Origin of the sequence: Brevibacillus porteri (assembly GCF_003013475.1) — a bacterium.
GTDB lineage: Bacteria > Bacillota > Bacilli > Brevibacillales > Brevibacillaceae > Brevibacillus > Brevibacillus porteri.
Window position 1 is genome coordinate 1 of record NZ_PXZO01000067.1, and the last position, 13,089, is coordinate 13,089.

A 13,089-nucleotide genomic window follows, 5' to 3' on the forward strand; every position below is an offset into this window, starting at 1 on the left:
CCCTCATAGACGATGAGGTTGATAGGTTCGGTGTGGAAGCGCGGTAACGCGTGGAGCTGACGAATACTAATCGGTCGAGGACTTATCCACACACTTAGCAACTGATCATGCAGATCCAGTTTTCAGGGAATAAAAGAAACCTTCTTGCTGATGATGGCAGGAAGGTTTTTTCGTGTAGAGAAAGCAGTGGCAGGAAAACTAATACAGATCGGACGGCAAAGAGGGAAGGGACATCCGGTGATTTCGGTGAAAATGTCTTCGAATAACCGAGGGGAAAGTATCCATGTGGTTATCCAAAAAATGTTCGACCAAATATCGCTCAACAAGTCCGTGAGACATCGTCAGCTCTCCCCACCACTCCGTTTCATAGCGGCAAAGCATGCTGAGTACATAAAGCAGCAAGTAATGACTAGCCCATTCGGGAAGAGGTAGAGAAGAAGCAGACCCATTCCAGAAGAAGAGGACGTTCTGATGCAAACGAAATAACGGGTGTTGATCCAGTTCAGACAGGGCACACTGAGGAAGGGTCAGTTCCTTTATATTTTTGTTATTTACCGAAGCGAGTTTTTCCAAGTTACAAATAGCTGGAGCAAGCCTGCGAATGTATTGGATGAAGGTCTCAGTTGAATAGGATAAGGGCCCGTCCGTTTTTTCAGGAAAGGTAATGCGAACCAAATCATCCTGACTGATTTGATCAATCTTTAGCGTTAACCAGTTACGTGGTTTATCCGTAGCAATTCCGTAACTATCGCTGACGCTGGGGATGGATGAAAATAAGTTATGGACTGAATAGCGATCTTGTAACGGCGCAAGCTGGAACGCGTGAGCTAATTGGGCAAAAAAACCTTCCTTTTGTGGACGAACTTCATCCTCCATTAGCATATAGGCGTTTCGTTTAAGCTTTCGTGTCGTGACACCATGTTGAAGAACACGACTGTTTTGGGGATAATACGGATCTCGAGTCAATAACATCGCCTTCAACAAGTGAGAGCATCCATAAAACAGCAGTAATGGCTGGATGGACAAGTCGGCAACAGCGGAAGTGGAATAAAAATGTCTGGCTTGTCTCCAGAGAAACAGGAAACGCGAGCTTTGTTGAAAAGCTAGTCGCTCGGCATGCTCAACACCCATGTCATGATAGCAGGCAGCCAAATATTTACGTGCAGTTGGTTCTGTCTCAAAATAGCGTAATGTTTTCCAAGCGTTATCCATGATACCCACCTTAGCAATTTTCGTAATATGGTTAAGTTTCCCTAATTGTTTTTTGATTTATCTGTCTAATTGAATCTATAACCGAACGATATACTCATTTCTTGACAGTAAATTAAGCCGTTTGTTAAACTGTCTTAAACCATTCGCCGAGAGGAGCTTTCAACTGTGCGGGAAGACAAATTTGTTAAAGAGGGCTTAACGTTTGACGATGTATTGCTCATTCCAGGAAAATCTGAAGTTTTGCCAAGGGATGTTGATCTACGAGTACGATTGAGTGAGAATGTGAAGCTGAATATTCCTCTGATCAGTGCTGGGATGGACACCGTAACGGAGTCTGGACTTGCAATCGCCATGGCTCGCCAAGGTGGTATCGGGATTGTCCATAAAAATATGTCCATCGAGCAACAAGCAAGCGAAGTAGATCGTGTAAAACGCTCTGAAAGTGGCGTTATTACCAACCCATTCTCTTTGTCCCAAGAACACACCGTCGAAGAAGCAAATGCTCTCATGGGTAAATATCGTATCTCCGGTGTTCCGATTGTCGATGAGAATCAAAAACTGATCGGAATTCTCACCAACCGCGATCTGCGCTTTGTACATGACTTCTCCATCAAGATCAAAGAGGTTATGACCAAGGAAAACCTGGTGACGGCTCCTGTCGGTACTACACTGCAACAGGCAGAATTGATTTTGCAAAAACATAAGATCGAAAAGCTCCCGTTGGTGGATGATAACAACATCTTGCGTGGACTCATTACGATTAAAGATATTGAAAAGGCAATTCAATACCCGAATGCAGCAAAAGATGCACAAGGCCGCTTGCTGTGTGGTGCTGCTGTTGGGGTTTCTGCAGACACGTTTGAGCGTACAGCAGCACTTGTACAAGCTGGCGTGGACGTACTGGTGATTGATACGGCTCATGGGCATTCTAAAGGCGTAATTGAAACGGTAAGAGCAGTTCGCAAAGAATACCCAACGCTCACAATCGTCGCAGGAAACGTGGCAACTGGACAAGCTACTCGCGATCTTATCGAAGCTGGCGCATCTGTGGTGAAGGTTGGTATCGGTCCTGGTTCCATTTGTACAACTCGTGTCGTAGCAGGTATCGGTGTTCCTCAAATTACAGCGATCCACGATTGTGCACAAGTAGCGCGAGAGTACAATATTCCAATTATTGCCGACGGTGGCATTAAATACTCCGGTGATTTGCCAAAAGCAATTGGTGCAGGTGCTTCTGTGATCATGATCGGCAGTCTGTTCGCCGGTACAGAAGAAAGCCCGGGCGAATTCGAGATTTTCCAAGGTCGTCGTTTCAAGGTATATCGCGGAATGGGATCGATCGGCGCGATGAAAGCCGGCAGTAAGGACCGTTACTTCCAAGAGAACGCACAAAAGCTCGTTCCGGAAGGGATCGAAGGTCGTGTTCCTTACAAAGGCCCATTGGCAGATGTTACGTATCAGTTGATTGGTGGACTGCGTGCAGGTATGGGATACTGCGGGGCGAAGACCATTGAAGATTTGATTCAAAACTCCCAGTTCGTTCGCATTACCGGCGCTGGCTTGCGTGAGAGCCACCCACACGATGTTCAAATTACAAAAGAATCACCTAACTACTCGATTTCCTAAGCGAAAAATAGTACGGAAGACCTAAATCCCCTTTCTTTTAATAAGAGAGGGGATTTTTACTAGCTACTAACATGTGGAAATGGGAGGAATCTCGCTTCAAGCCTCCCTACAACCTATGGTACACTTACAATTGTGTGCTTGTTTCATGAAAAATGAAATCGATAGAAATAGGAGAGTGAGAGATTACATGAAGCGAAAGACATGGACAAAGCGATTGACAGGTCTGTTCCTTTCGGTCGCTGTTTTTGCTACAGCAATGGGAGGAATGGTTTCAAAGGTGGAAGCTGCCCCTGTAGCATCTCAAGCGAATTTACAACTGGAAGCGAAGTCTGCCATTCTTGTTGAGGCATCGACGGGAAGGGTTATCTATAGTAAAGATCCTGACGTAGCACTTCCGGTAGCTAGCATGAGTAAAATTATGTCTGAATACCTGGTTCAAGAAGCCGTCAAACAAAAGAAAATTAACTGGGATGATGTTGTCCCGGTAAGTGAGTATGCTTTTTATATCGCGAAAATTTCAGATTCGTCTGGTGTGTACCTGAATTTAGGTGAATCATTTACAGTTAAACAATTGTCAGAAGCGATGACAGTCGTTTCTGCTAACGACGCAACCGTACTTTTGGCTGAGAAGGTCGCAGGCAGTGAAGCTGCCTTTGTTGAAATGATGAACAAAAAAGCAGTAGAGCTTGGTATGAAAAATACGATGTTTGTCACTTCTACAGGTTTGCCAGCTAATGAGTTGGGCCCGTATTCAGTGAAAACCGATCAACCAGAAAATCTGATGTCGGCACGCGATTCGGCTATCCTCGCACGTGCTCTGATCCGTGATTTCCCTGAGGCATTGGAAGTTTCCAAAAAAACAAACTTCACATTCCGAACAGGTACCCCACAAGAGTGGAGCAAGAAAAGCTTCAACTGGATGCTGCCTGGTCTGATTAGCTACTATCCGGGCGTAGATGGATTGAAAACAGGGCATACACTTGCAGCGGGCTATTGCTTTACAGGGACGGCTGTTCGTGACAACATGCGTTTGATTAGTGTAGTAATGAATACAGATAGCAATACAAAGCGTTTCGCGGAGACCAGAAAACTGTTTGACTACGGTTTTAACAATTACAAACTGACGAAACAAATGGACAAGAATGTACCAGTTAAAGGGTTTGAAATAGCCCCTGTGAAAAACGGTGTAGAGGTAACAGTTCCAGCCGTTACAGGTAGCGAAGTAAATATGATTACAAAGATCGGTACAGAAGCAAAATTCACACCAACTGTTACCTTCCAGGAGCTGACCGCGCCAATTACGCAAGGACAGGTTGTCGGTAAGATCGTATTGAAAGAAGAAGGCATGAAGGATACGGATTATTTGCAGCCTGAAGACGCGACAAAAGCAGGTGTTGATGTAGTAGCAGGACAGGCAGTAGAGGAAGCGAGCTGGATTCGTCTGTTCTTCCGCAGCATCATAGAGTTTTTCAGCAATTTGTTTAGCAGTGGAACAGGAAATTAAATAATGGTTGTTTTCCCCTACATCTATCGTTTACAATGACGGTAACAGGAACCATAACACCGCATAACAGTTTCGGTTCTGACTCATGATGTAGGGGGTAATGACATGGTACAAGTAGGAACATCCCGCGTAAAAAGAGGTATGGCTGAAATGCAAAAAGGCGGCGTTATTATGGACGTCGTAAATGCTGAACAAGCAAAAATTGCAGAAGCAGCGGGTGCTGTTGCTGTAATGGCTTTGGAGCGTGTACCGTCTGACATTCGTGCAGCTGGTGGAGTTGCGCGTATGGCGGACCTTAGCATTGTAGAGGAAGTACTGAAAGCTGTTTCGATCCCTGTTATGGCAAAAGCTCGTATCGGTCATTTTGTTGAAGCGCGTGTTCTTGAGTCTCTGGGTGTAGATTATCTCGATGAGAGTGAAGTACTCACTCCGGCAGATGACTTGTACCATATCAATAAAAAAGAGTTCACTGTACCGTTTGTATGTGGCGCCCGTGATCTGGGTGAAGCTCTCCGTCGTATCGGAGAAGGTGCATCCATGATCCGCACAAAAGGTGAGCCAGGAACCGGAAACATTGTAGAGGCTGTTCGTCATATGCGTACGATGATGTCCCAAATCCGCAAAGTGCAAGCCATGTCCTACGATGAACTGATGGCGGAAGCCAAAAACCTGGGTGCTCCATACGAACTTCTTGAAGCGGTACACAAAACAGGTAAGCTGCCAGTCGTAAACTTCGCAGCAGGCGGAGTAGCAACACCAGCAGATGCTGCCCTGATGATGCAATTGGGCTCCGATGGCGTGTTTGTTGGATCTGGTATCTTTAAATCAGAGAATCCAGAGAAGTTTGCTCGCGCGATTGTGGAAGCGACCACCCACTACACGGATTACGAACTGATTGCTCGCGTATCCAAAGGCTTGGGGACGGCAATGCCAGGTATCGAAATCTCCAAAATTCGTGAAGCTGATCGCATGCAAGAGCGCGGCTGGTAAGGTGAGTAGCATGAAAATCGGCGTACTCGCTCTACAAGGAGCTGTAGCAGAACATGTGCGACTGCTAGAAGAGGTTGGTGCCACAGCCGTCCCGGTCAAAAAAGTAGAAGAACTGGATGACCTCGACGGGCTGGTCATTCCCGGCGGAGAGAGCACCACGATTAGCAAGCTGATGCACAAGTACGGATTCATGGAGGCGGTTCAAGAGTTCGGTAAGGCGAACAAGCCGATCTTCGGAACTTGCGCAGGAGCGATCCTTCTGGCAAAACAGATTCAAGGACAAGACGATTGCCATCTAGGGTTGATGGACATCAAAGTCGAGCGGAATGCTTTTGGTCGCCAAAAGGAGAGCTTTGAAGTTTTGATGCCTGTTGCGGGTGTGGCGGCAGATTACCCGGCAGTGTTCATCCGGGCACCGTATATCATGGAAGTGGGAGAGAACGGTCAAGTCTTGGCCAAGCACGAAGACAAGATTGTTGTCGCCCGAAGCGGTCACTATTTGGCAGCAGCCTTTCACCCAGAATTGACCGAAGATACAAGACTGCACAAATACTTCCTCGACATGGTCAAGGAATACAGAAGCTAGCTGTCATACCGGAAGATCGGCCGTCAAAAAGGCGCCGATCTTCTTTTTTTCTGAAAAGATCGAGGTGGGCTGCTCTTTACATACGTATAGAACCTGTAGTACAGTTAACAATAATAGTATTCATGAATGAGAATGCGATGATGAGAACAAGTACTTCACAAGAGCCAGGCCTAGAGAGTCGGTGGTAGGTGCAAACCGATCCGGTTATGTGAAGGAATCCATCTCGGAGTGGTAAAGGAACAACAACTTTGCCCGGAACCGTCCCGTTATGACGGAAGAGTGGGCATATGCATGAAGGATTGCTGCATGTGTCAACGAGGGTGGCAACGCGGGTATACAACACTCGTCCCTTACCAGGGGACGGGTGTTTTTTGTTTTTTTTCAATACGATTCGGAGGGATTTACACATGTTGGACGTAAAAGTATTACGCCAGGATTTGGAAGAAGTAAAACGCCGTTTGGCTTACCGCAATGAAGATATTTCTGCGTTGGATCAATTCGTAGAAGTAGATGAAAAGCGTCGCCAAATCATCCAAGAAGCAGAAGCGCTGAAAAATAAGCGTAACACGGTATCCGAGCAAGTAGCGGTTATGAAACGCAATAAGGAAAATGCAGACCATCTGATCGCTGAAATGAAAGAAGTAAATGAACGCATCAAGGCTTTGGATGAAGAGCTGCGCCAACTGGATGAGCAGTTGGAGTTCATTTTGCTGAGCCTCCCGAACCTGCCGCACGAAAGCACGCCGATCGGTACGACAGAAGACGATAACGTGATTGCCTGGACATGGGGAGAGCCACGTGCATTTGACTTTGAGATTAAGCCTCACTGGGAGCTGGCTAGCCAAGCAGGCATCCTCGATTTTGAAACGGCGGCAAAAGTAACAGGAAGCCGTTTTGTTTTCTATAAAGGCTTGGGCGCACGTCTGGAGCGTGCACTGATGAACTTCATGATGGATCTGCACTCGAATGAGCATGGCTATGAAGAAGTGATCCCACCGTTTATCGTCAACCGCACGAGCATGACGGGAACGGGTCAATTACCTAAGTTCGAAGAGGATGCATTTAAAATCGAGGGACCAGATTACTTCCTGATTCCAACTGCAGAGGTGCCAGTCACCAATATGCATCGTGATGAAATCATGGATGGAGCAGATCTCCCTCGCTACTACACTGCTTTTAGCGCATGTTTCCGTTCAGAAGCGGGTTCTGCTGGCCGTGATACGCGTGGGTTGATTCGTCAGCATCAATTCAACAAAGTTGAGCTGGTGAAATTCGTGAAACCAGAAGAGTCTTATGACGAACTCGACAAACTGGTGAAAAACGCTGAAAAGGTGCTTCAACTGCTTGGACTGCCATACCGTGTCTTGAGCATGTGCACAGGCGATCTAGGATTTACGGCTGCAAAGAAATTCGACCTGGAAGTTTGGATTCCAAGCGGTGGCACATACCGTGAAATCTCGTCTTGCTCGAACTTTGAAGATTTCCAAGCGCGCCGCGCCAATATCCGTTTCCGTCGCGATACAAAATCGAAGCCGGAATTTGTGCATACATTGAATGGTTCTGGTTTGGCGATTGGACGTACAGTAGCAGCGATCTTGGAGAACTACCAAGAGGCAGATGGAGCTATCGTGATTCCAGAAGTTCTTCGTCCGTACATGGGCGGAGTAGACAAGATCGCACCGAAGTAATAAGCAAGAGATAAGGAAAGCAGCTCTTGATCCATAACGGGTCAAGGGCTGTTTTATATTGTGTACTAATACAGGTGGAATTTTTTAAAAAACGTGTTGCACTGTACTAATCTCTGTTATATAATAAAAACAAATTTTAAGAATATTGTTTTAATACAGAAATGGAGGAATGGAGAATGGACTGCTATCGATGTGAAGGAAACGGAGAACAAAATTGCCCAAAATGTGGAGGCGTTGGTCATGATGCCAACGGAGCGGCTTGCCACAATTGCTTGGGAGATGGTCATGTATGCTGCAGCCATTGCAGTGGCAGCGGGTATCAGGAGTAAGGACATTTTTTTTGCTCTTTCTGTTATATAATAAAAAACATTTTATCAATCTGTATCATAATAACTTTGAAGTGAGGGAGGAGGAGCTGTTTTGACTACCGTACCAACGAATCCATATCCGCTGGAGGTGCAGATTTCCGGTGAGATGCACCCCGGTTATCAAGATATCCTGACACCAGAAGCGATTCAATTCGTGATGAAGCTGGAGCAAAGATTTGGCGACAGACGACAACAATTGTTGGCTAAACGCGTGGAGCGTCAATTGCAGATCGATACAGGTCAACTGCCCGATTTTCTACAGGAAACAGCGGATATTCGTAAAGGAGATTGGACTGTTGCTCCATTGCCCAAAGATTTGCAGGACAGACGGGTGGAGATTACGGGACCTTCGGGTGATCGGAAAATGGTCATCAATGCACTGAACTCGGGTGCTCGGCTTTTCATGGCTGATTTTGAGGACGCCAACTCACCGACATGGGAGAACACCATCCAAGGCCAAATCAACATGAAGGATGCGGTACGCCGCAATATCTCTTACATCAGTCCGGAAGGCAAATCATACACCCTCAATGAAAAGACAGCGGTTTTGATCGTGCGTCCTCGTGGCTGGCATCTTGAAGAAAAGCACATTCTCCTCGATCGAAAACCGATCTCCGGCAGCCTGCTTGACTTCGGACTTTACTTTTACCACAACGTAGACGCTCTTATCGCGAATCAGACAGCACCGTATTTCTACTTACCGAAACTGGAGAGCCATCTGGAGGCTCGCCTCTGGAACGACGTCTTCCTTTTCGCGCAGGATGAATTAAATATTCCACGCGGCACGATTCGCGCGACAGTATTGATCGAGACGATTCTTGCAGCTTTTGAGATGGATGAGATTCTGTACGAGCTGCGCGAGCATAGTGCAGGACTGAATTGCGGACGTTGGGATTACATTTTCAGCTATATCAAAAAGCTGCGGAATCAGCCTGATGTCATTACACCGGATCGTGCCCAAGTAACCATGACAGTTCCGTTCATGAAAGCATACACCACGCTGGCCGTGAAGACTTGCCATAAACGGATGGCGCCTTGCATTGGCGGAATGGCTGCACAAATTCCGGTGAAAAATGACCCGGTACAAAATGCAGAAGCCATCGCCAAAGTGCGCGCTGACAAAGAGCGGGAAGCGTACGATGGACATGATGGGACGTGGGTTGCTCACCCAGGGCTAGTGCCGGTAGCTATGGAAGTGTTCGATCGCTTGATGAGAGAGCCGAACCAAATCTGGTACAAACGTGAAGATGTGGATGTATCCGCTAAGAAACTGCTGGCAGTTCCAGAGGGCACGATTACAGAAGCGGGTGTCCGTACGAACATAAGCGTAGGCATACAGTACATCGAGGCTTGGTTGCGAGGCTCTGGGGCTGTACCGATCAACAATCTGATGGAGGATGCGGCTACAGCAGAAATTTCGCGGGCACAAGTCTGGCAATGGATGCGTCATCGTCACGGAGTCTTGCAGGATGGTAGAAAGGTGACGGAAGGTTTGGTGAAGCAATGGTTGAGTGAGGAGCTGCAAGCGATCAAGCAAGCGATCGGCCAAGAGAGGTACGACAACAGCAAGTATCCGATTGCTGGTGATCTGTTCTTGCAATTGGTAACGACAGAAGATTTCGAAGACTTCCTAACTGTACCGGGTTATCGCTATTTGTAAAAATAAAAAGAGTGGGGGAAATGAAAATGACGAAGGCAAACAAGCAAGAAGCGATTCAACAGGTGGAGCAAAGCTGGCAAGGCGAGCGTTTTGAAGGAATTACACGTCCATATACGGCAGAAGATGTCGTTCGTCTGCGCGGTTCCGTACAAATTGAACATACGCTGGCTCGTTTAGGGGCAGAACGTCTGTGGAGCCTCTTGCATACCGAGCACCATATTAAAGCGTTGGGGGCTTTGACCGGGAATCAAGCGATTCAGCAGGTAAAGGCAGGATTAAAAGCGATTTATTTGAGTGGCTGGCAGGTAGCGGCCGATGCCAATCTGTCTGGTCAGATGTATCCTGATCAAAGCCTCTACCCGGCAAACAGTGTTCCCCAAGTCGTAAAAAGAATTAATCAGGCATTGCAACGGGCTGATCAGATCGATCAATCAGAAGGGGGTACCGAGACGAATTGGTTTGCTCCGATCGTAGCAGATGCAGAAGCGGGCTTTGGTGGGCCACTGAACGTCTTCGAATTGATGAAGGGTATGATTGAAGCGGGCGCAGCAGGGGTGCATTTTGAAGACCAGCTGGCTTCCGAGAAAAAATGCGGCCATATGGGTGGGAAGGTACTGATTCCGACGCAAGCAGCCGTCCGTAACCTGATTTCCGCACGATTTGCGGCAGATGTGATGGGGGTTCCAACGATTATCGTGGCACGTACCGATGCAAATGGCGCTTTCCTGATTACCAGCGACATCGACGAGCAGGATAAACCATTTCTGACGGGTGAACGAACAGCAGAAGGCTTCTTCCGTCTACGCGGCGGATTGGATGCGGCGATTGCCCGTGGACTGGCGTACGCTCCTTATGCAGATTTGATCTGGTGCGAGACCTCTGAGCCGAATTTGGAGGAAGCACGCCGTTTTGCAGAAGCGATCCATGCCAAATACCCGGGCAAGCTGTTAGCGTACAATTGCTCTCCTTCTTTCAACTGGAAAAAGAAGCTGGATGAACAGACGATTGCTCGCTTCCAGGAAGAGATCGGCGAGATGGGCTACAAGTTCCAATTTGTCACGCTTGCTGGCTTCCACTCCCTGAATTACAGCATGTTTGAACTGGCGCGCGGCTATCGTGACCGCGGAATGGCTGCCTACTCTGAATTGCAGCAGGCTGAGTTTGCCAGCGAAGTACATGGCTATACGGCGACTCGTCATCAGCGTGAAGTTGGTACCGGGTATTTCGATGAGGTCGCGCAGATTATCTCTGGCGGCAATTCCTCTACGACTGCGCTTAGCGGGTCGACGGAAGAGGAGCAATTCGCCCATAATTAAATAGGAAAAACGAAGGACTACGGTGGTTCTCTGGTATTCAGAGGGCCACTTTTTGCGTTCACGTCTATTTTTCATAGAGTCTTAATAGCTTTTTAACAACGCATTTATATCAGTTTCATTTTTGTTGTTTACGATTAGCTTAGAAAAAACAAAGGAATCAAACACAAATAAAAACGAAAAGGGGCCTTAAAGATGAGAGGGAACCAGTTAAGCTGGAAACGAACTGTTGTTGTCATGACATCCGTTTTTCTGCTTGCGGGATGTGCCACCGAGACGAAATCAGGCACTTCTCTGGATACGTCGCAATTGACCCTGGATCAAATCGTGGAAAAAGCAAAGCAGGAGGGAGAAGTCAACTCCGTGGGTATGCCGGACACGTGGGCAAACTGGGGAGAGACTTGGGGCAATCTCGCAAAGGAATACGGCTTGAAGCATACGGACACGGACATGTCGAGCGCAGAAGAATTGGCTAAATTTGAAGCGGAAAAAGAAGACGCCACAGCAGATATCGGTGACGTAGGCATCGCTTTTGGACCGTTAGCCAAGCAAAAAGGGCTGACGCTGCCTTACAAAACCTCTTACTGGAACGACATTCCCGACTGGGCAAAAGATGATGAAGGACATTGGTTGCTGGGCTATACCGGAACACTGGCCTTTATTACGGACAAGACAAAGGTACAAAATCCTCCCAAGACCTGGGCAGATTTGAAAAACGGCAGCTTCAAGATCGCGATCGGCGATGTCATGAAAGCGAATCAGGCACAATTTGCCGTACTGGCCGCGGCCTATGCTAATGGGGGAGATGAGAAAAATATTCAGCCCGGCATAGACTTTTTCGCTGAGTTGGCAAAAAACAAGCGGCTCAGTACGAGCGATCCGAGCCTTGCCAATCTAGAAAAGGGTGAGGTCGAAGTCGCTATCTTGTGGGACTTCAACGCGCTCGGGTACCGGGACAAAATCGATAAAAACCGCTTTGATGTCCTGATCCCGGAGGAAGCATCAGTCAGCAGCGGGTACGCAACTGTAATTAACAAGTACGCCAAGCACCCACACGCTGCTATGTTGGCTCGTGAATACATTCTCTCCGACGCTGGACAGTCCAATCTGGCTCGTGGCTATGCTCGACCGATTCGTGCTAACGCCAAGCTGGACGAATCCGCTAAAGCCATGCTGCTCCCCGATAAAATGTATAAAAACGCACGTCCGGTGGGCGATTTGACTGCTTGGGAAGAGACAGCTAAAAAATTGCCGCAGCTATGGCAAGAGCAGGTGTTAATCCATGTGCGCTAGTAAGCTCGCCATGATTGTGCTCGACGGATTGAGATTTGACACAGCCATCTCGCACATGGGGTACCTGCATCACCTGGTCGAGTACGGTATTGCGGCTCGCTTCCAGGTACGATCGGAATTGCCCAGTCTCTCTCGTCCTTTGTACGAGGTTCTTTTAACGGGAACCCCTGTGTGGAAAAACGGAATTTCCAGCAATCAGGTGGTTCGGCTTTCGCACCAAGAGAGTCTCTTTCACTTGACGCAGAAAAATGGGATGTCCAACGCTGCTGCCGCTTATTGCTGGGTAAGCGAGCTTTATAACAAGGCCCCGTTCAATCCGTTTCACGACCGAATCCAATTGAACACCGATAAGCCGATACAAAACGGGATGTTCTACTGGGAAGATCACTATCCGGATACACACTTGTTTGCTGACGCCAACTTTTTGTTGAATGGGTACAATCCGGATTTTCTTTACGTCCACTCCATGAATATCGATGATGACGGACATAAGCATACGGCCGATTCCGCGCGATATCGAAATCGGGTTCTGGCGGCAGATTCGATACTGGCAAATGTGCTTCCTGCGTGGATCGATGCGGGTTATCAAATCATCGTAACAGCCGATCATGGGATGACAGCTGATGGAAATCATGGCGGCACTTCTAGCGCTGACCGGGACGTTCCCTTGTTTGTCATCAGCAACCTGATATCTCCGGGTATTCGCGAGGAGGCAATTCCGCAATTGCAGGTCGCGCCGCTTGCCTGCCATTTGCTCGGCATCTCCCCCTCCAAAGAGATGCAGCCATTGAACGTATGAGGGCTGAGTAAGACGTCTCCCTAAGGGGGCGTCTTTTCCTCTAAGAAAGG

10 protein-coding genes, 1 rRNA gene and 1 other annotated feature are annotated in these 13,089 nt (G+C 47.7%); of the genes, 10 read left to right on the top strand and 1 reads right to left on the bottom strand.

What is annotated here, in order from left to right:
- Positions 1–90 (top strand): 23S ribosomal RNA (locus tag C7R92_RS29120); the annotation flags it as partial.
- Between the two features lie 108 nt (positions 91–198).
- Here the strand turns inward: C7R92_RS29120 and C7R92_RS29125 are convergent.
- The gene (locus C7R92_RS29125) at positions 199–1,212 is read right to left on the bottom strand and encodes a YaaC family protein (RefSeq protein ID WP_106836571.1); all 1,014 of its coding nucleotides are present in this window, start codon (positions 1,210–1,212) and stop codon (positions 199–201) included.
- Positions 1,213–1,377: 165 nt separating this feature from the next.
- Between C7R92_RS29125 and guaB the strand changes: the two genes are divergently transcribed.
- From guaB to C7R92_RS29175, 9 genes are all read left to right on the top strand, one after another.
- Complete coding sequence (guaB, locus tag C7R92_RS29130) at positions 1,378–2,838, top strand: IMP dehydrogenase (protein WP_106836572.1); 1,461 nt, start codon at positions 1,378–1,380, stop codon at positions 2,836–2,838.
- A gap of 187 nt (positions 2,839–3,025) precedes the next feature.
- On the top strand, positions 3,026–4,342 hold the full coding sequence (locus tag C7R92_RS29135; RefSeq protein ID WP_017246860.1) for a D-alanyl-D-alanine carboxypeptidase family protein: 1,317 nt from the start codon (positions 3,026–3,028) through the stop codon (positions 4,340–4,342).
- Between the two features lie 105 nt (positions 4,343–4,447).
- A complete protein-coding gene (pdxS, locus tag C7R92_RS29140) occupies positions 4,448–5,332 on the top strand; it encodes a pyridoxal 5'-phosphate synthase lyase subunit PdxS (RefSeq protein WP_017246861.1) in 885 nt (294 codons plus the stop codon).
- Positions 5,333–5,342: 10 nt separating this feature from the next.
- On the top strand, positions 5,343–5,918 hold the full coding sequence (pdxT, locus tag C7R92_RS29145) for a pyridoxal 5'-phosphate synthase glutaminase subunit PdxT (RefSeq protein ID WP_069852470.1): 576 nt from the start codon (positions 5,343–5,345) through the stop codon (positions 5,916–5,918).
- Between the two features lie 128 nt (positions 5,919–6,046).
- Positions 6,047–6,272: a binding site (T-box leader), on the top strand.
- A 53-nt stretch (positions 6,273–6,325) separates the two neighbouring features.
- Complete coding sequence (gene serS / locus C7R92_RS29150) at positions 6,326–7,606, top strand: serine--tRNA ligase (RefSeq protein ID WP_069852472.1); 1,281 nt, start codon at positions 6,326–6,328, stop codon at positions 7,604–7,606.
- Positions 7,607–8,026: 420 nt separating this feature from the next.
- A complete protein-coding gene (gene aceB, locus C7R92_RS29160; protein WP_106836574.1) occupies positions 8,027–9,634 on the top strand; it encodes a malate synthase A in 1,608 nt (535 codons plus the stop codon).
- Positions 9,635–9,660: 26 nt separating this feature from the next.
- Complete coding sequence (gene aceA / locus C7R92_RS29165; protein ID WP_069852474.1) at positions 9,661–10,950, top strand: isocitrate lyase; 1,290 nt, start codon at positions 9,661–9,663, stop codon at positions 10,948–10,950.
- 192 nt (positions 10,951–11,142) lie between these two features.
- On the top strand, positions 11,143–12,240 hold the full coding sequence (locus C7R92_RS29170; protein ID WP_106836575.1) for an ABC transporter substrate-binding protein: 1,098 nt from the start codon (positions 11,143–11,145) through the stop codon (positions 12,238–12,240).
- Positions 12,230–13,039, top strand: coding sequence for an alkaline phosphatase family protein (locus C7R92_RS29175; RefSeq protein WP_106836576.1), 810 nt, complete (start codon positions 12,230–12,232; stop codon positions 13,037–13,039). The genes C7R92_RS29170 and C7R92_RS29175 overlap by 11 nt, the downstream gene beginning before the upstream one ends.
- Positions 13,040–13,089 lie beyond the last annotated feature (50 nt).

Bases quoted from the DNA above. Each gene is read 5' to 3' on its own strand.
- C7R92_RS29125 (WP_106836571.1), bottom strand. From the start codon at position 1,212: ATGGATAACGCTTGGAAAACATTACGCTATTTTGAGACAGAACCAACT.
- pdxT (WP_069852470.1), top strand. From the start codon at position 5,343: ATGAAAATCGGCGTACTCGCTCTACAAGGAGCTGTAGCAGAACATGTG.
- pdxS (WP_017246861.1), top strand. From the start codon at position 4,448: ATGGTACAAGTAGGAACATCCCGCGTAAAAAGAGGTATGGCTGAAATG.
- C7R92_RS29135 (WP_017246860.1), top strand. From the start codon at position 3,026: ATGAAGCGAAAGACATGGACAAAGCGATTGACAGGTCTGTTCCTTTCG.
- aceA (WP_069852474.1), top strand. From the start codon at position 9,661: ATGACGAAGGCAAACAAGCAAGAAGCGATTCAACAGGTGGAGCAAAGC.
- C7R92_RS29175 (WP_106836576.1), top strand. From the start codon at position 12,230: ATGTGCGCTAGTAAGCTCGCCATGATTGTGCTCGACGGATTGAGATTT.
- serS (WP_069852472.1), top strand. From the start codon at position 6,326: ATGTTGGACGTAAAAGTATTACGCCAGGATTTGGAAGAAGTAAAACGC.
- C7R92_RS29170 (WP_106836575.1), top strand. From the start codon at position 11,143: ATGAGAGGGAACCAGTTAAGCTGGAAACGAACTGTTGTTGTCATGACA.